The organism is Pelagimonas sp. (genome assembly GCF_058892305.1).
This window is the reverse complement of record NZ_JBZXVN010000017.1, coordinates 85,913-104,582: the sequence shown is the minus strand read 5'-3', so window position 1 is coordinate 104,582 and position 18,670 is coordinate 85,913. Positions and strand designations below refer to the sequence as shown.

Genomic DNA, 18,670 nt, shown 5'->3' with positions numbered 1-18,670 from the left:
AAACCTGCCTCGGTCGTGTAGAAAAAGAATCACCTCAATCGCTTCGACCGTTACGTCGTCACACTTAAAAACATGCATTCTAAATTAAGTTTTTCCAAGCGTCTGCCCCCCGTTCAGGGGGGAGACGACGATCACAGTTCCCGCATATTTAAGATTTAAAATTTCTTACGTGTTATCTTCATAGGAAACGATATGACCATTAACGCCAATGTTACCTTGGGAACGACCCAGTCTTTGGACAATCTCTCCGGGGTGGATGGATATAATACACCCGTCCAGACCTATGACCTTGGCGACGGTCGCGTCGTGTCAACGTGGCTCAATGGCGATGATTTCACCGGATATTATTCAATACATTCGATTGATGGGTCTGAGTTGGTGGCCGCGACCGCCTATGATCCGGATGGCGCATTTGATCCAGGGATATTTGGATCTGCGCAATCGGTCTTTGCAGTGACAACAAACTCAGACGGGTCGTTTGCGTTGCATTTCACCGCCACACCACCGCCTGCAGTTGGTTTTCCTCAAGGGGCAGATCACTACTCGGTTCAGATATCTGCTTCTGGTGTGCCCGCTGATCCGGTCGAGGTACCGTCTTATACGGCGATCATCACTGCGACCAACTCTGCAACCTTGAGCCTGAGCAATGGAACGGCCGCCATTGTATCAGACGCTGGCTTGACGGTGATTGACAGTACTGGTGCCGTGATCGGTGGGACATCGGAAGGGCCGGTCAACTTTTCGGACAGAAGTATCTACGGCCTGACCGAAACCCCCTCAGGCGGGGTATTTGTCGTGTCCGGCACGACAACGGATTATTTTGGCACAGGGTTTGACATTAAAGGTCAGTTCTTTGACGCCAACGGCCAAGCACTGGGAGACGCCTTTGAAATCGCGAACCCAGTGGATGCGGCCCCAACATCGAATAACCTTAACGGTCGGTTGAATGTCGCAACCTTATCGGACGGGCGGTATGCCGTTGTATTTGATCATCGCGATTCAGAACTGGAGGCTGGCGACAACTCAAGTGCCATTCATGTGATGATTTTGAACGCCGATGGCTCTGTTGCAGTTGGCCCCTTCCTTGGCAATCCCGATGCCGCAAGCGCCCGACAGTTTTATCCAACCGTGCACGCATTTGAGGACGGTGCCTTTGTTGTGGCCTATCAGACTGATGACGTGACGGCGGAAAATGTGAGCCCGCTTTGGCGCCTTCAGGTTTTTGACGAAAATGGAGTCGCACAGGGCGAGTCCTTCTTTCGCGGGCCAGATACCGACGCTCGGACAACGACGCATCTTGAAACAGTCGTTCTGCCCGACGGGCGGGGTTTGGTGATCGATCACGGCGGCGGGTCTACGGCCATTACCATTGGTGATGGCAATGGTAGCGGCACTCCAGTTCCAAGCAATGCCGCACCTGAGACGCCTGGCCTTGAGATTGAAGCCACCCCCGGCGAAGTCTTGACTGACACGTTGATTGCGACCGATGCAGATGGCGATTCACTGATTTTCTCAAACGGTGCCGTTGTGGCATCGCTTGGCATCGCAGCGGTGAACCCTGATGGCAGCTTTTCCTATACGGCCAATCCCGGAGCGTCAGGCACCGACACATTTACCTATCAGGTTGCGGATGGCACCAATCAACCGGTGATTGGAACCGTAACGGTTACGATCAACGCAACGCCAAACACGCCGCCGGTTATAGACCCCATCACACTCCGCGGGTCCGAAGACAGCACGCTCATGGGTTTGGCAACGGCTACGGACAATGAAAACAACGCGTTGTTCTACGGTCTCGGCGCGACACTGGCCACAAATGGCACCGCCTTCATCAGCGAAACCGGTGACATAACATACACCCCGAATGATGATTTCTTTGGGACGGATCGTTTCGACATCACCGTGACCGATGGCAATAGCGACCCCGTCTCGACCACCGTTTCCGTGGATGTCACAGCCGTCCAAGACGCGCCAATTGCACAAGATGACGCGGCCTCAGTGATCTCGGGAGACGTATTGACCACAACGCTAGAGGCATCGGACGCAGACGGCAATACGCTTGAATACATGCTTGAAACCGGCCCCACGCACGGCAGCGTCACAGTCTCTGCCGACGGAACTGCGGTTTACACCCCCGATGCGGGATTTGTCGGAAACGACAGTTTCGTTTTCAATGTGTCAGACGGAACTGACACCGCATCCGGGACGGTTTCGTTAGACGTTACACCGGCCTCTGTCCCCGCCAACTCTGAGACAAATCTCGCGGCTCTTGATGGCACCAACCTGAGTGGGCTAACACCCGGAGGGCGCATAACAATCAGCGACGGGACCGATCTTGGCTTTGCCGATTTGGTGGTGAACACCGGTACCGGACAGGTTACTTTCGGAACAGCAACTTTCAACGTTGATGCCGATCTGGACGCCAACAGTTTTGTTGTGGCCGACGCGACGGGTGGTGGGGTCGACTTGATCCTGCTGGATGAACTCCTAGGAGACGGAAACGATCTTGCCGATGGTGCAGCCGTCTCTGCGGGCATGGTCAACGGCCTTGGGCCAGAAGAGTTCTTTGCGGGGAATGGCACACGCGATTTTACAATCACATTGGACAGAGCAACATCGGGCTACGACAACGCCATCGGGGCCTATGTTCGCAACGCGGACGGCAGCATAACTGACGTACAAATTCTATTCGCAGATGCCCAGGCCGCCGGGATTGGCGCGACAACCACTCTGTCGAATATTCCCGACGACGGCACGTTGGAATTCTTCTTTATCCAAGACGCGGCTGCCGACGCTGCAACCCTTGGGGCCGATCTTTCAATTGGTGCAGATGGGGTTTTGTTGGATGGTGGCACAGACACTGGGCTGACAACCTATTTCTCAGAAGGCGGACTCAATAGCGACGGGGTCGAGCATTTTTTATCCGGAGCAATTGATGGCGGGGGTGAAATCCGCGTTGGGATCGAAGACCTCACAGGCGGAGGTGATCTAGATTATCAGGATATGGTCTTTACGGTTGGCTGGACAGACGACGGTATCTAACACTCTAATACGACCTTGGTTCAAAAGTTTTCTAGGCAACTAGAATGAAAGGAATTCTTCCACCGTTTCAGGTGGAAGCGCCTTGGACATTTTGAGACCAAGGGAGTGACTTCATATTCTAAGCGCGGACTTAACAACGAAAGGGATCAAACCGCCCTTTTCCACTTATGAATATAGACCGAAAATTCTGAAGTGTTCGCGATAACAAGCCATGGTAAAACACCAGTCGACACGACTCTGTCTCCAATTCATCAAAACAATAGTAAAAGGCGGTCCGGCCGCGTAAGTCACATCCACACACCATACTTCTCCTGAAAGTATTTTATAGCGCGCTTGTTTGATGCCATTCGATCATCACCGTTAAAAATGCTATTTCTCAGCGCATCAACGGTGTCGGTCTCCGCTTTTAAGCAAACCGGAATTCTTTTGGGGAGCCAAACTGGAATATTCCGTCTGGCAAAATGCCCAGATAACCAAATATCATCCACCATCCAAAGATCATCGGGTATGTCGTAGAACGCGTCGTCGAAAAAACGAGACGTTACTAACACACCCGCATACCCAAGAAGAATTTCAGTCTGACCGGCCTGAGCGACCAGCCCCCGGAAGGGCCGCGGTCCGGTGGGTGTTAACTTAAACTCCCGTAATCGCTGAATTGTTCTAAGAAGTCTATACCTTGGATCAAAGTATTCCTTACCCACTTTCGCACGCCTATGACGTTGTCCCAAGGGTGGGCCCGATACGATGTCATTAAGGTGACGGCCGTGGGTTGCGATACAACACTCCGGTTTCTCATTATGTGCTTGCAGCAACTTTTCCGCCCACCCGATAGGATACAAACGATCGTCATCACAAAAAACAATTGGCGTATTGGTTCCTTTCAACTCATCTGCAACATGCAATACTTTGGAAGCGGGTCCAAAATCATCGTCCACACGAATGAGGTTAACCTGAGGCGGAACACTGGGCAGTTGGCCGTTCCAATCAGGAAACCGTCGATAGGATTTAGGGATGTAAACCCTAATTTCTTCGACACTGGGCCCCTGTTGGCAAAGTGTTTCTAAGGTTTTTTGTAGTTTTTCGAACCTTGAGGGGATACTTGTAAGTGAAATAATTGTCATCTTATCTTGCCGAAAACCCACATTCTTGAATACTATGGAAAGTATCACTTTTCTCGAAATGTGTCACTCATTGAGTGTAGGCAACATCAAATTTCTCGATCACGCTCAAGCATTTTGAAGTGGTACAACAGTCAAACAAGATCGACATATATGTTCTTTTACATCAAAAATAAGTCACTAAAAAGTCGCCTGACATTCAAGTCTTTTCATTTTTGTTTTTCGGCTCATTTATTCCACCCAATTCACTGCCGATTGGCATCATCAGGGTTGGACTTATTTATTTGTGTCGCTCATTATGGAAAAATATGTGTTATCATACACTTGAATTGAGAAGCCAAGTTTGATTGCTTTGGCAAGTCTGTCGAGTCGCTGAGAGCGTGTATTTTTGATGCCCTTCGGGTTCCCGATTTTTTGTCCCAAACTGCGTTACATGCTTTTGAAATAGAAGCCTTGTTTACTGCGGACATCTGTCTTGCCTGACACAAGAATTGAAGAACTGAGCGATGCCAATTGTTGGGTCCTGCCCCTAGAATTTTGATGTTTGTTCTCGGAACTGATCGACAAAAACTACGATCATTGCTCCGTTTCCGGGTGAAACACGACCCCTGCCCGAAAAGAGCTGCCACCAGCAACGCGTTTTGAGATGCTGAAGTTCGTGCTGCGCTTTGAGGGACGAAGCGCAAAGCCAATACGCCCAACACGGGCGAAAAAAGTCAGTGACTTACCTAGAGAACGTGGTGCGGGTGAAGGGACTTGAACCCCCACGCCTTGCGGCGCCAGAACCTAAATCTGGTGCGTCTACCAATTCCGCCACACCCGCATCCTGATCCGGTGACTCGGGTCGCCCCGTGTCCGGTCAGGCGGGGTTTAACAAAGCTTTGAACCAAGTGCGAGAGGAAAATTGCAATAAATTTGATCTGATTTAGAGCTAAGAAAAAGCGCGACATTTACCAGTTCTTGCAATAATGTGGCCACAAAGAGGCAGAAAACATAAGAGGCAATACGCCAATGGAACCGAAAACGGTCCGGCGTGCTCTAGGGGCAGAATCCCACGCGCGCCATATTGCGCCTGAAGACGCTAGGAATGCGTTACCCGCCGGTATGGTGGTGTTAACGCTTGATGGTGCACTTCCGGTCGAATTTCTGAACGAAGGAGATCGTGTGATCTCCCGCAACAGTGGGGTCGCGACACTCGTTCGCGTCACCCGCTATCGCCGCACAATCCCAACAATTGCAATCAAGCATGGCACACTCGGCGTATCGCGCCCGGAACGCGACGCAATTGTGCCCTCAAGCCAAGAGATTCATGTTCGAGATTGGCGTGCCGCAACCTTATTTGGAGCAGATCAGGCGTTGGTTCCAGCCATTCGTTTGGTGGACGGAGAATTTGTTCGAAACGCTGGCAAGATGACCTTGGACTTGTTCGAATTGCACTTCGACGCGCCACAGATCATCTATGCCGACGGCTTGGAACTGGCATCGGCCACAAGGGTGACCGTACCTGCTTAACACCTACATGCCCAAGGAACAAAAGACCTTGGGCAATTGCTCCGGCAGATCTTCGGCTATCAAACCCGGCCCAAAACTGCGAGCGCACTCAGAGTGGAGCCACGCCCCCGCTTCGGCGGCCTCAATAGCGGTTAACCCGCGTGCCATTAGTCCTGTTATCATCCCGGCCAAAACATCCCCCGCCCCAGCGGTTGCGAGCCATGGGGCTGCACTGTTGTAAACACAAGCATTCACGGCACAATACCCGTCTGGTGCGGCAATGACCGTGTCTGCCCCTTTATACAAGACAACACATCCCGCGCGTTTGGCCGCTTCAAGAGTGGCCGCAACCTTGGAAACCCCCGAATCTTTTTTGAGCCTGTCGGCAATGTCGGGAAACAATCGCGCAAATTCGCCTCCATGCGGGGTCAAAACACAGTTCTCATGCAAAGCGTCGAACAAAAGTTCAGGCTTGCGTTGAAAACGAGAAAGCGCATCCGCATCAAGAACCGTACCGCGCTTGGCCGCAAGTGCATTGCGGACCAAATCCGCCGTGGCCGGCCCAAGTCCCAACCCCGGCCCAAGACAAAGTGCATTGATCCGGTTATCTTCAAGCAGTTCGGACAGCCCATGGGTGCCGTCGATCCCACGCACCATGATGGCATTCAAATGGATGGCATGTTCGGTCACCGCGCGCATTGGGCAACCAACCGTCACCAATCCGGCCCCAATCCGCAGCGCCCCCCGCGCCGCAAGCCGTGCCGCGCCGCCCTGCCCTGGCGGGCCTGACAAAACCAATGCATGACCATGGTCAAACTTGTGCCCCGCCCTTTTGTCGAGAGCGGCACAAAACAAGTCTACAGACCGACCGCCCCTTGCCTGCGGCGGCTCCAAAAGGCGTACATGCCCCTCCACAGTAACAGAGGCGCCTGACGCGCTGTCATACTCCGGCACACCAGCTAAGGGCACGACGACCAATTTTCCCGAAAAATCCGGACCGACATTCAAGTAATGCCCAAGCTTTGCGTTATGAAATGCAACGGTTAAGTCACAACTGACAGCCCAATCCATAGACCCCAGTGGCCGATCGGTCATTCCCGCCCCAAGATTTTCCTCTGGCAAAAGGAGTTTCCCTGTGTCCGAAGAGACACCGGTTGGAATATCAACGGCAACACAGCGTAATTTTCGACCATCCCGCACCACCTCACGTGTCCAATTATCCCGGACATGGCGTAATATTCTTGCCACCTCAATAGGAACGGGCCGCGTCAAACCTGTTCCAAACACCGCATCCACGACCACCTCCGGTGCGGGCTTTTGAGCTAGCTCCTGCCAAGGCTCAATCCGCCCTCCAAGGTCAATCCAGGCGGCATAGTTCCCGACCGCATCCCGAGACGCCTCCGTCGGAATGGCGAGGCACCAAACATCAACCTCCCACCCCCGCTCTTTCAACACCCGCGCCACGACAAAGCCATCACCGCCGTTGTTTCCCGGCCCGCATAAAACGACCGCCCTGAGCCGTCTTTCATCTTGCCCAACAAACTCAGGGGAGCGCGAGGGCTTGGCCCCTCGCTCCGTCTCACCCGCCAATTCCGGCCACTCTTGGAAAATCGCGTCGACAACACCTTGCCCGGCACATTCCATCAGCTCCAACCCTGTGACCGCCCCTTCTTCGATTGCCGCTTGTTCAATTGCCCGCATCTGCGCCGCTGTCAGCAATTCTGTCATCATTCAAATCTCCGCGATTCACTTTCGCATATTTTTTAAGCATTTCGCCCAATTTACAGGCGTGATGAATTTTTCAGCACATCAAAAGCAACCTGCGTCACCCTATCCGATTGTCCCGGCCCAATAGAAGTGGTCTCCCTCTGCTCCAAGAAACGGGATTACATGAGAGGAGCCAACGGCCATGAAAAAGATCGAAGCGATCATCAAGCCATTTAAGCTCGATGAGGTAAAGGAAGCCTTGCAAGATGCCGGCATTCAGGGCCTTAGCGTCGTCGAAGTCAAAGGCTTTGGACGTCAAAAAGGTCATACCGAGCTGTATCGCGGTGCGGAATATGTCGTCGACTTTCTGCCCAAAGTAAAAATCGAGATCGTTCTGGATGACGATCAGGTTGATGGGGCCGTCGAGGCCATCACATCTGCGGCAAAAACCGACAAAATTGGCGATGGCAAAATTTTTGTCTCCCCTGTTGAGCAAGCCATCCGCATTCGCACCGGCGAATCCGGTTCGGACGCTCTGTAACACCACACGTTGGGGCGCAAAGAGGTCATCGAACCGCATCCGCGCCCCGCTCGTCATTTAAGTACAACGCAACCAAGGGAATAGTGATATGAGCGCACAAGATCTGCTCAAGCTGATCAAAGACGAAGACGTCGCATATGTCGACATTCGTTTCACCGACGTACGCGGCAAGCTGCAGCATGTGACCGTCGATGTTGATCTCGTTGACGAAGACTTCCTCGAAGAAGGCTTCATGTTTGACGGCTCCTCCATCGCAGGCTGGAAATCAATTGAAAACTCGGACATGAAACTCATGCCCGACTGTGACAGTGCCTATGTTGATCCGTTCTATGCGGAAAAAACCATCTGCGTTCACTGCTCGATCGTTGAACCAGACACCGGCGAATCTTATGAGCGTGACCCACGCGGCACCGCCCAGAAAGCCGAAGCTTACCTGAAGTCCTCTGGCATCGGCGACGTTGCTTACATGGGCCCAGAAGCCGAATTCTTCCTGTTTGATGACGTTCGTTTCTCGAACACAATCAACAAGGTATCCTACGAAGTTGACGCAATCGACGCCTCGTGGAACACCGACACCGAATACGAAATGGGCAACACCGGCCACCGTCCGGGCGTTAAGGGTGGTTACTTCCCTGTGAACCCAATCGACGACGCTCAGGACATCCGTTCCGAAATGCTGTCGACCATGAAACGCCTCGGCATGAAAGTAGACAAGCACCACCACGAAGTGGCGTCCTGTCAGCACGAGCTGGGCCTGATCTTTGACAGCCTGACCAAACAGGCCGACGAGCTGCAGAAATACAAATACGTGATCCACAACGTGGCTCAGGCGTATGGTAAATCCGCAACCTTCATGCCCAAGCCCATCTATGGTGACAACGGCACCGGCATGCACGTAAACATGTCGATCTGGAAAGACGGCAAGCCTTTGTTTGCTGGCGACAAATACGCCGACCTGTCTCAGGAAGCGCTGTATTTCATCGGCGGTATCCTAAAGCACGCGAAAACCCTGAACGCCTTCACCAACCCTTCGACAAACAGCTACAAGCGTTTGATCCCAGGGTTCGAAGCCCCCGTTCTGCGCGCCTATTCGGCCCGTAACCGGTCTGGTTGTGTTCGTATTCCATGGACCGAAAGCCCCAAAGCCAAGCGCGTTGAGGCCCGTTTCCCTGATCCAGCGGCAAACCCCTACCTGTGCTTCGCAGCCCTGCTGATGGCTGGCCTTGACGGCATCAAAAACAAGATTGATCCCGGCGAAGCCATGGACAAAAACTTGTATGATCTGCCTGCCGAAGAACTGGCCGGTATCCCAACTGTCTGTGGGTCGCTTCGCGAAGCCATGGAGAGCCTGGAAGCCGATCATGACTTCCTGATCGCTGGTGACGTGTTCACCAAAGACCAGATCGAAGGCTACATTGCCCTCAAAATGGAAGAGATCGAGCTGTACGAACACACGCCACACCCTGTTGAGTTCGGCATGTACTACAGCTGCTAATCCATCTTGGATTTCAGATTTGGAAAGGCCTCCGGTTTCCGGGGGCCTTTTCTTTTGACCTTGTTTCTTTGGTCCAAGCGCCCGCTCAGCGCCACATTATTGCCTTGAATTTTAATCAACACATCGCGTTTTTGGGGCATTTCAGTGTCATTTTGGGCTGATTTTGTCAAAAAGGCCCCCTTTCAACACCTTTGTGGCCAAAACTAGGGCAGCGTGACGCAGTCCCGTCACATTTCCCTCTCCCTTGCCCCAGCACTGCCTTGCTTGACGGTAATACAGGTGTTTCAGGCAACCACCTTCAAAGGAGAGAGAGGGCATGCAACGTTCATTGGCCACAACAGCAACCATGATCTTTACCGAAGATCGGTTTGTTTCCCTGTCCAAGGTGGCCGAAATTCTGACCACGGCCCTTTTACGTGTTAAAGAGGTGGTTGCCGCAGTTGAAACCACACAAAACAGCGTCATAGTAACCTGTGACCGGTTTTGCGCCCATCTTGAGGTTGTCTATGGGGATCGTGAAACCAATCTGACGGTTTGTGTCGCGGATCGAAATGACGCGCTACAAACCGATACCGATACAAAACGCGCCCATCTCGCGTTTTTACTGTTTCCCCTGGCGCTCAACCTTCCGGTCACATTCCTTGTTTGGCCGAGTTCGGATGTGCGTATACCACGCTTGCGGTTTATCGAAGGCCTCGCAGACAGTTTTTCACCCCACAAAGACTCGATCAAACCGCGGGAAAGGCCCGCCGAAGACCTCCCCGACGAAGACGATCTGCGCGAGATGATAAGGCAGGCCTCTGGCAGTTTAACCGGCGCAAATAGTCTCGCTCCGCCGTCAGCGCCAAAATCCATGTTTGAGCGTCTCGCCGACGCCGCCCGACCCGTTCTCAGCAGCCTACACTAAGAATTCGGCCAATGCTTCTTGATCGCTGCTGCCATATAATCCACCGGTAGGCTTTCCACCCCCGACCGGCCCTTGGTGACAAAACCGACAAATCCTAAATTTGTGTGCGGCTCGATCGCGTGTACGGCAATTGCGTCCGGCACAATAAGCCTTCGACCATAGGCCTCTTGTTGTGGAAGCGACAGACCCGGCATCGCCAAATTGATCAGCTCGGTACAGAACAAACAGGACTGAGACGACAGGTCCATGTGCATATCAAAGGGCTTTTCGTGCTGGTCAAGCAACGTCGCTAGTGCATATCGCTGCTCCGCCTGGTCCAACCGAGGGCGCAAGATCGCGACGCTATCAACGTCAAACACCATATCGGGTCGGGAAAATGTGACCGCTGGCGGTGTGCTTTCGAAAAACACCTCGCCGTGGCCTATACGGTCGTGAAACGGCCGCATCGCTGGCAGGTTCCAAAACCCGCGCTGTCGGAGCTGAGCTTCCGTGCCGAGGTAAACCAGCGAATGTGAGAAATAGCCCGGAATCAAATAGCCGCTGATCTGGCTTTTGTCGCTCACCAGCAAGATATCCAGCGGGCGCAGATGATCCATCACATAGTCCCACGCCTGTGGTTTGTCCTTTAGATAGGGGCGGCGCAGGATTTGAGGTTTGTTCAAAAGAGCGGCCTCATCCGCCTTAGGCTCCATGATTTCCACCATCGGGTCGGGATAGATTTCAAGCGCGTTGCAACATCCTTGGACAAGCTCGCTGGCCTTTGTCGCTTGGGAGGTTGGTTGCGCCACATAAGGGGCACAGGCCGCCAAAAAGGCCAAGACACCGGTCACTACGGTCAAACGCATCTGTTGCCAAATCGTCATAGCCTCTCCTTGATCCGGCCAGACCTTGTTCTGTCGTAAAGGATGCTCCTTGGCGGTGAATTTTTCAAGCTGACCGCGCCCTTCGCCCTTGCGGCATTTGCGCCCCTACCCCGCGGTCCAAGTCGCCCATAGTCAGGAATTCCCCCTTGGCCACTTGCCCCTAAACCGGTTAACGTCGCGCTGAATTTATACTTATGTCCGGAGAGCCTCATGCGCCGTTTCGTTACCGCCCTTTGCCTTTCATTATTGACCGCAGGCCCCGCGCTCGCCGCAAGTTGCGGCAATGACAGTTCCGGGTTCAACGCCTGGAAAAAGGAATTCGCCCGCGAGGCTCAGGCGGCAGGTGTCAAACAAAGGGGCATTGATGCGTTGATGGCAGCAAGCTATTCACACGGCACGATCAAGGCCGACCGTAGCCAAAAGGGTGTTAAGTACAGCTTTGATAAGTTTGTGAAAATCCGTCTCGGGTCGCTTGATGGATTTGCTGCAACGGCGCGCAAGCGCAAGGCCCGCAATGCCAATTTTTATGCCAGTCTTGAGAAACGCTATGGGGTGCCCGCCGGTGTGATCATCGCCATCCATGGCATGGAAACCGCCTATGGTAAGTTCATGTGGCCCAAAAAGGCCCCGACTGTTGTGTCGTCCATCCTGACTGTGGCCTATGATTGCCGCCGCTCCGCCTTTTTCACCCCCCATGCGATGGCCGCGTTGAAAATGGTAGATCGCGGAATGCTTAGCGCCAGCCAAAAGGGTGCCTATCACGGCGAATTGGGTCATACCCAGTTCTTACCTGGCAACGCCATGCGCTACGGCGTTGATGGCAATGGCGATGGTCGTGTCGATTTCTACAAAGAGGCCGATGCCCTGGCCTCAACCGCCAACTTCCTGCGCCAAAAAGGCTGGAAGCCTGGCAAAGGTTACCAGGAAGGGCAACCAAACTTTCGTGTCTTGAACGAATGGAACGCCGCAACCGTGTATCAACAGGCGATTGCCGCGTCTGCCATCCGCATTGATCGCTAAGATTTACCCGACGTTAACCATTACGGCACATCTGGTTCGCTAAAATACTGTTAAAATCACTATTCCGCCTGATTGTTACCCAAATCAGGCGGAATAACAGGTCCTCAAGATGAATTTTATTTCAATGAGGACTCTTATGTACGCCACCGAGCATCCATATGCGGGGTTGATTTTACCCGACGCACAGGATCTGGACCCTCGTCCGTACCTGAACGCTGCGCGACGTGTTCTGGCCAAGCTAGATCCGCACCCAAATGGTGGATCACGTCTCAGCGAAAGCGCGGATACGGTACGCGGTGGATTCTTCGGCCTCCGTGTCACCCCACAAGAAAACAGCGACTACGGCCCCCGAATGGTGCTCGAAGTGGTCACCAGCGAAGGCACGCCCACAGAAGACGAAGCCGCTGCGCAAATTTTGTCTGACACTGTGTTGAGCGCCCTCAAGGACTCGCCTGCCGATATCATCGAATGGTACTCCCCTGACGTCTTGCTTGATGCCGAAGATTTTGTGCGCTTGCGCAGCTATGTGTCGCCCAAACGCGGACGGGTAAAACCGAACCGCCCTGCTCGGCCCGTGGAAACACAACCTTTGCCGGGCCCCGCGCCTTTGCCCAACCCGGTCACCGAAACATTGGTCCTAGGAGATCATTTCGACGAAGAGCCGCTGGAACGGAATATTTTGACCGAGCTTTATGACACTCCACAGGAAAAGATGGAGGTGCCTGCGGCAACACCGGAAACAGACCTTTCCGATCAAGCCCAAGCCTCAAGGCTCAGTGCTGCAGGATGGCTGATTGCCGCCATTGTGGCCATCGTCTCATTTCCTGTGGGTGTGGCGATGTTCATCGTTGGCCTCTACCGCGGTATGGATTTTCGCCTTGTATCACAGGTGATGGTCGTGACCATTCTGTTTGCCGTCCTCTACAACACAGATCGTCTTCACCTGGTCCTGCGTCAATTCTTGCAGTAAGCCCGCAGCGCATCCTCACGTTTCAAAACAAAGCTGTGGATGGAAAACACCACAGCTTTGGTTTTTGGCAACCTCAGAATGCATTGCCGTTCGCACCGTAGATAAGGTGCAGTGTCCGGATTTGCCGGTGGTCGCGGATCAGAAACCGCCCGAGGTTGAAACAAATCCGGGTCGTCGTTCCAAAGCGCGTTCCAACGCCAAAGCGGTTTTTCCGGGCGTACACCATCAAAAAGCCGCTGAACCCGTTTGGCAATATTCGGGTCGTAATCAGCAACCGACCCATGGATATGGGTCAGCGGGCGATTGAACTTTTCTGATAACATCCAACTTGCCGGAAAGCACAGAACCGCTGCCGTCAACATATGTTCAGTCACGCCTTCTTGGAGAATACAAAAATCCTCTTGTACTAAATTTCCAATCGTTTCCAATGCACTGCCCTGCGACATTGATGTGGAAACCCCTGTGGGATCTGTCACATGATGTGAGGTTTTGGAAAACTCTAACGGTAGATTTTGCAACACGACTTCCAAGAGCTCCTGGACCGCTGCAACCGCATCTGGCGACTGAGCTAAAACCTCTTTTGGTCGCTCCTTGATCAACTGTCGTCGAAGGGAAATTTGCTGTTCATAGGTCTCATCGACTTGCAGCCAATCCGCCATCTCCAAAGGTGCAATGCCGGGCAATGGCCTCGGTTTGGAGACATCAAAGGGTAAGCTCTGATTGACTATCAAAGGTTGATTGAAGCTGTTTACGAATGCCATTTTGACCACACAAGTTACGCAAAATTTCCGGCACGTTCTACGAACTTGTCCCGCAATCTGAGAACCGAATTGTCACCTGTGTATATATCTAGGTCCGACAAGGAAATCCATTTCAACGCTTTGGATTCAGCGGTGATTTGAACCTCCCAATCATCCGCTTGCATCAAAAAACGGACATCGAAATGAAGATGCTCTGGCTCTTTTGAATTTGCAGGTATGCTGTGAACATCGAGATCAAACACGTCGGGTGACAGGAAGGAAATCCGAGCAAGACCCGATTCTTCATAGGCTTCTTTCTGCGCGACAAACCGAACGTCACGAATCCCGTCACAATGCCCGCCAAGTTGCAGCCAACGGTCCAACTTGGCGTGGTGGGTCATCAACACCGCCTTTTTGTCGGGAGATAAGACAAAGGCCGACCCAGTAACATGGCCACCAATAGAGGGATCACGTGAGTAACTAGCCGCGCCATTTTCGTGTAAGAACGCCGCCAATCGGGCTTTTTCGCCTCGTTCGCGGGCATCATCATACATAAAAAAACCGATATCGTGCAGATTAGTCATGACTTGGCCTCGACAATTCTGCCCACAACCCGTGATGATCCGAACCGTTTTTGTCGAGACGAGACACCGTTTGCGCATAACCCGGTGTTGTCAAAACATGATCGATCCCAATGGGCAAACCGATCACTGGCAAATGAAAGCTCGCCCTGTAAGGGCCGACCCGTTTGGTTCCTGACGCGCTTTGCACTTGACGTAAAGTATATGACCACGCCACCGCATTAAAATCACCGGCCATAACTATCGGCCCGTCTAAAGTTTTTAGATAAGGCAACACTTGCTTGACATGATCGGCCTGCCCCTTGGGCCATGGCCAACTCAGATGAACGGAGACTACCCAAACAGGCCCAAACGGTGTCTCCACCTGCATTCCGGCCAAACCATCTCGGGCTGAGCAAAACCCGCTGCCTTCGATTTTTGGATGGCGAGACAGGACAGCTTCCCCCAAAGCTTCCCCCAAGGGACAAAGGTGTTGTGACGGGTAATCAGGGCGTAGAGCGTCAAGTATTGGTCGATTGGTGACTGAAACTTCTTGAAATGTTACAAAGTCCGGCAGCCTTTGACGCACCACCTCAAGAACCCCGGCCCCGTCGTCACTTCGGTTGAATAGCAAGTTTTGCTGGTAAAGGGTGAAGTCGAAATCGCTTGTGCCCCATTGAACTGACTTAACCACATGGGTTGTAAAGAGGCCGAGACAGAGCACTGTGATGCCCCACCGGATCAAGCGCGCCCCGTCCGACCAAATGGTCGCCAAGGCGCAAGTCACCGTAAACTCAACCCGAAACACCGCCAGCGAGTCCCCGATCGGGTGCCATTTTCCGGCAAATCCGACCAACACCGCAAGCCCAGCCAGTATTGCAACAGCTTTCACCAAAACCGTCAAAGCGCTCACCTTCCCGTCATCAGACCGACACATCCCTTGTGTGTCGCCACTTTGGCGCTCAGTTTTAGGGCAACGCCACAGACATACAAACACAAGATCGGGGCCACCCCCGATACAGGATTTAAAATGCCCACTGAACGTATCACCTTCCAAGGCCATGACGGCACGCTTGCCGCTCGGCTTGACCTGCCCGATGGCCCGCACCTAACTACGGCGCTGTTTGCGCATTGTTTCACTTGCGGCAAGGATATTCCCGCCGCACGCCGAATTGCCGCGCGTCTTTCGGCGATGGGGATCGCGGTTTTACGATTTGATTTCACAGGGTTGGGCCATAGTGAAGGCGAGTTTTCAAACACAACCTTCACCTCAAACGTTGCCGATCTGCGCGCCGCCGCCGCCTATCTGGAAACGCGTGGCATGGCCCCTAGCCTGTTGATTGGCCATTCACTTGGCGGGGCGGCTGTGTTGCGCGCTGCGCCTGATATCGCCTCCGTCAAAGCGGTCACAACCATCGGAGCGCCGTTTGACCCCGGACATGTGACACATAACTTCGGCGATGCGCTTGATGAAATCGCCGCCAAAGGCAAGGCCGAAGTCATGTTGGGCGGACGCCCCGTTACCCTTGGCCATGACTTTGTCAAAGACGTCGAGGCCGAAACGCTTGGTCCGATCATTGCGACAATGAAACGTGCGCTTCTGGTGCTTCATGCGCCACGCGATGAGATCGTCGACATTTCCAATGCGACCGAGATTTTCACCGCCGCCAAACACCCCAAAAGCTTTGTGACGCTTGATGATGCCGACCATTTGGTCACCGATCCCTGTGATGCGGAATACGCCGCCGACGTGATTTCGGCCTGGGCTGGTCGCTATCTGGACCTGCGTCCACCTGCTCCGCCAATTGGGGCCCCCGAAGGTGTCGTGCGCGTCAAAGAGGCCGACCCGGCCGGGTTCCTGCAGGATATCCAGCACGGGCCGCATCACCACGCCGTCGCCGATGAACCGCTAGCCTATGGCGGGACAAATCGTGGCATGTCGCCCTATGGGTTTGTCGCCTCGGGTCTTGGGGCCTGTACCTCGATGACGATCCGTATGTATGCGCGTCGCAAAGGGTGGCCGCTTACCGGGATTTCTGTGGATGTGGTCCATGACAAGGTTCATGCGCAAGACGCAGAAACCGCCAAAGACACGCGGGTTGATCGCTTTGTGCGTCGCATTTGTTTTGATGGCACTCTGAGCGAGGATCAAATCCAGCGATTGTTGGAGATTGCCGATAAATGCCCGGTGCACCGGACCTTGGAAAAGGGTGCCCAGATCGACACGGAACTGGCGGTATGCCCGTCGGAATGACCCCCTCCGCGCCCCTACCCCGCCTCGTCCAAGACTGTTAGGGCGTGGCGGAAGAGGAAGTGGAACTCTGACGCGCTTTGCGGTGCCATACGCGACAAGAGCAAAAACCGATAGTTGTCTGCATCCGCCATGCGCAGTGCAGATGACAGTGCCAAAAGCCAGCTTTCATCAAAGCTTCGATTGCCATCACCGGGAGCGTTGAACGCAGGATCCCGCGCCAAAAGACGTGGCATGGCGGTCAACATCGCCGCCACAGCTTCCTCGGACTGACGCATGCCAGCCTCTTGGATATGGGCCGAGACAATGCGCAATGTTTCCAGAAATGGATCGTAGCTAACATCCATATGTTGCACCCAAAGGCGCGACCAATAGGCATGAGCCGCTTGACGAGTTACCATGATGATCTCCTGTACCTTTGACCAGAGCTATGGTATCCGAGTGTTTCGGTCAAGTTTTTAACGAGCACAAAAAAAGGGCCCCGAAACCTCGGAGCCCTTTCTTGATTGTTTGTCGCTTACCTTAGTCGATGCGCTTGAGCAGCTCATCAAGGGATGCTTTGGCGTCACCGTAGTACATGCGGGTGTTTTCCTTGTAGAACAGCGGGTTTTCGATGCCGGAATAACCGGTACCCTGACCACGTTTGCTCACAAACACCTGCTTGGCTTTCCAGCATTCCAGAACCGGCATTCCGGCGATGGGCGAGTTGGGATCTTCCTGAGCGGCCGGGTTCACGATGTCATTGGAACCAATAACAATCGCAACATCGGTCTCTGGGAAGTCGTCGTTGATCTCATCCATTTCCAGCACGATGTCATAAGGCACTTTGGCTTCGGCCAAGAGTACGTTCATGTGACCGGGCAGACGACCGGCAACGGGGTGAATCGCGAAACGCACCTCTTTGCCAGCGGCACGCAAGCGGCGGGTCAGTTCAGCAACGTTCTGCTGGGCCTGAGCCACGGCCATACCGTAACCGGGGATGATAACAACGCTGTCGGCTTCTTCCAAAGCTTGGGCAACGCCGTCCGCATCGATCGCAACCTGTTCGCCTTCGACTTCCATCGCCGGACCAGACGCGCCGCCAAAGCCACCAAGGATAACGCTGACGAACGAGCGGTTCATCGCCTTACACATGATGTAGCTTAGGATCGCACCGGACGAACCAACCAACGCGCCAACCACGATCAACAGATCGTTGCCGAGGCTAAAGCCAATCGCCGCCGCGGCCCAACCGGAATAGGAATTCAGCATCGAGACAACCACAGGCATGTCCGCGCCGCCGATCCCCATGATCAGGTGATAGCCGATAAAGAACGCCAGCAAAGACATCAGGATCAATGTCCAGCCGCCGCCAGTGCTCATGTAGATGGCCAGCAGGATCAGCGAGCCAACGGCCGCCGCTGCGTTCAGCATGTGACCGCCGGGCAGTTGAATCGCCGAGGAGGTCAGCTTGCCCGAGAGTTTGCCATAGGCCACAACCGAGCCGGTAAAGGTGATCGCACCGATGAACACACCCAAGAAGACTTCGACCTGAAGAATGCCGATTTCAACCGGAGTTTTATGCGCAACCTTGGCCGAGAAGCCCTTGAGCGCGTCGATGCCAGCCTGATCCAGACCGGCGACATTGTTCATCACCAGTTCGGCGTTGTAGCCAACAAAGACCGCCGCCAGACCGACAAGCGCGTGCATACCGGCCACAAGTTCCGGCATTTGGGTCATTTCGACTTTGGTGGCCAGCATGTACCCAATGGCACCGCCAGCAACGATCAGGATGACCGACAGCCACCACAACCCAGCACCGGGGCCGATCAATGTGGCGACAACCGCCAGAGCCATGCCAACGATGCCGTACCATACGGCGCGCTTGGCGCTTTCTTGTCCGGACAATCCGCCCAGTGACAAGATAAAGAGGACAGCCGCGACCACATAGGCCGCTGTTGTAAATCCGTAATCCATTGTCCTCTA

17 protein-coding genes and 1 tRNA gene are annotated in these 18,670 nt (G+C 53.8%); 8 read left to right on the top strand and 10 right to left on the bottom strand.

What is annotated here, in order from left to right:
- The first annotated feature begins 192 nt into the window (after positions 1-192).
- Positions 193-3,042, top strand: coding sequence for a cadherin-like domain-containing protein (locus AC5EFR_RS07000; protein WP_493575153.1), 2,850 nt, complete (start codon positions 193-195; stop codon positions 3,040-3,042).
- 287 nt (positions 3,043-3,329) lie between these two features.
- Here the strand turns inward: AC5EFR_RS07000 and AC5EFR_RS06995 are convergent, their stop codons facing one another.
- A complete protein-coding gene (locus AC5EFR_RS06995; RefSeq protein ID WP_493575152.1) occupies positions 3,330-4,163 on the bottom strand; it encodes a glycosyltransferase family A protein in 834 nt (277 codons plus the stop codon).
- 735 nt (positions 4,164-4,898) lie between these two features.
- Positions 4,899-4,983, bottom strand: a tRNA-Leu gene (locus AC5EFR_RS06990).
- A 188-nt stretch (positions 4,984-5,171) separates the two neighbouring features.
- On the opposite strand from AC5EFR_RS06990, the gene AC5EFR_RS06985 reads away from it, so the two are divergent.
- Positions 5,172-5,672 carry a Hint domain-containing protein gene (locus AC5EFR_RS06985; protein WP_493575151.1) on the top strand — a complete coding sequence of 167 codons (501 nt, stop codon included), beginning with the start codon at positions 5,172-5,174 and terminating at the stop codon, positions 5,670-5,672.
- Positions 5,673-5,675: 3 nt separating this feature from the next.
- Here the strand turns inward: AC5EFR_RS06985 and AC5EFR_RS06980 are convergent, their stop codons facing one another.
- Positions 5,676-7,382, bottom strand: a complete 1,707-nt coding sequence (locus AC5EFR_RS06980; protein ID WP_493575150.1) for an NAD(P)H-hydrate dehydratase — start codon at positions 7,380-7,382, stop codon at positions 5,676-5,678.
- A gap of 178 nt (positions 7,383-7,560) precedes the next feature.
- Between AC5EFR_RS06980 and AC5EFR_RS06975 the strand changes: the two genes are divergently transcribed.
- A complete protein-coding gene (locus AC5EFR_RS06975; protein WP_299928182.1) occupies positions 7,561-7,899 on the top strand; it encodes a P-II family nitrogen regulator in 339 nt (112 codons plus the stop codon).
- 88 nt (positions 7,900-7,987) lie between these two features.
- A complete protein-coding gene (gene glnA, locus AC5EFR_RS06970) occupies positions 7,988-9,394 on the top strand; it encodes a type I glutamate--ammonia ligase (RefSeq protein ID WP_493575149.1) in 1,407 nt (468 codons plus the stop codon).
- On the opposite strand, the gene AC5EFR_RS06965 is transcribed toward glnA, so the two are convergent.
- On the bottom strand, positions 9,391-9,564 hold the full coding sequence (locus AC5EFR_RS06965; protein ID WP_493575148.1) for a hypothetical protein: 174 nt from the start codon (positions 9,562-9,564) through the stop codon (positions 9,391-9,393). The genes glnA and AC5EFR_RS06965 overlap by 4 nt on opposite strands.
- 146 nt (positions 9,565-9,710) lie before the next feature.
- On the opposite strand from AC5EFR_RS06965, the gene AC5EFR_RS06960 reads away from it, so the two are divergent.
- The gene (locus tag AC5EFR_RS06960; RefSeq protein WP_493575147.1) at positions 9,711-10,301 is read left to right on the top strand and encodes a hypothetical protein; all 591 of its coding nucleotides are present in this window, start codon (positions 9,711-9,713) and stop codon (positions 10,299-10,301) included.
- Here the strand turns inward: AC5EFR_RS06960 and AC5EFR_RS06955 are convergent.
- Positions 10,298-11,164, bottom strand: a complete 867-nt coding sequence (locus AC5EFR_RS06955) for a hypothetical protein (protein WP_493575146.1) — start codon at positions 11,162-11,164, stop codon at positions 10,298-10,300. The two genes, AC5EFR_RS06960 and AC5EFR_RS06955, sit on opposite strands and share 4 nt — an antisense overlap.
- Before the next feature lie 210 nt (positions 11,165-11,374).
- Here AC5EFR_RS06955 and AC5EFR_RS06950 point away from each other — a divergent pair, with 210 nt between their 5' ends.
- Positions 11,375-12,184: a lytic murein transglycosylase gene (locus AC5EFR_RS06950; RefSeq protein ID WP_493575145.1), complete on the top strand. Its 810-nt coding sequence runs from the start codon at positions 11,375-11,377 to the stop codon at positions 12,182-12,184.
- A gap of 136 nt (positions 12,185-12,320) precedes the next feature.
- Positions 12,321-13,154 carry a hypothetical protein gene (locus tag AC5EFR_RS06945; protein WP_493575144.1) on the top strand — a complete coding sequence of 278 codons (834 nt, stop codon included), beginning with the start codon at positions 12,321-12,323 and terminating at the stop codon, positions 13,152-13,154.
- Here AC5EFR_RS06945 and AC5EFR_RS06940 read toward each other — a convergent pair.
- Genes AC5EFR_RS06940 through AC5EFR_RS06930 form a run of 3 tightly spaced genes read right to left on the bottom strand, consistent with a single transcriptional unit; the run spans position 13,139 to position 15,367 of the window.
- Entirely contained in the window at positions 13,139-13,915 is a 777-nt protein-coding gene (locus tag AC5EFR_RS06940; RefSeq protein WP_493575143.1) for a heme-dependent oxidative N-demethylase family protein, read from the bottom strand. The genes AC5EFR_RS06945 and AC5EFR_RS06940 overlap by 16 nt on opposite strands.
- 14 nt (positions 13,916-13,929) lie before the next feature.
- A complete protein-coding gene (locus AC5EFR_RS06935) occupies positions 13,930-14,478 on the bottom strand; it encodes an NUDIX hydrolase (protein WP_493575142.1) in 549 nt (182 codons plus the stop codon).
- Positions 14,471-15,367 (bottom strand): endonuclease/exonuclease/phosphatase family protein, encoded by an 897-nt coding sequence (locus tag AC5EFR_RS06930; RefSeq protein ID WP_493575141.1) that lies wholly within the window; start codon positions 15,365-15,367, stop codon positions 14,471-14,473. Before AC5EFR_RS06930 ends, AC5EFR_RS06935 begins: the two co-directional genes overlap by 8 nt.
- Positions 15,368-15,484: 117 nt before the next feature.
- On the opposite strand from AC5EFR_RS06930, the gene AC5EFR_RS06925 reads away from it, so the two are divergent.
- A complete protein-coding gene (locus AC5EFR_RS06925; protein ID WP_493575140.1) occupies positions 15,485-16,708 on the top strand; it encodes a bifunctional alpha/beta hydrolase/OsmC family protein in 1,224 nt (407 codons plus the stop codon).
- Positions 16,709-16,722: 14 nt separating this feature from the next.
- On the opposite strand, the gene AC5EFR_RS06920 is transcribed toward AC5EFR_RS06925, so the two are convergent.
- Positions 16,723-17,106, bottom strand: a complete 384-nt coding sequence (locus tag AC5EFR_RS06920) for a hypothetical protein (protein ID WP_493575139.1) — start codon at positions 17,104-17,106, stop codon at positions 16,723-16,725.
- A gap of 121 nt (positions 17,107-17,227) precedes the next feature.
- On the bottom strand, positions 17,228-18,661 hold the full coding sequence (locus tag AC5EFR_RS06915) for an NAD(P)(+) transhydrogenase (Re/Si-specific) subunit beta (protein WP_493575138.1): 1,434 nt from the start codon (positions 18,659-18,661) through the stop codon (positions 17,228-17,230).
- Between the last annotated feature and the right edge of the window lie 9 nt (positions 18,662-18,670).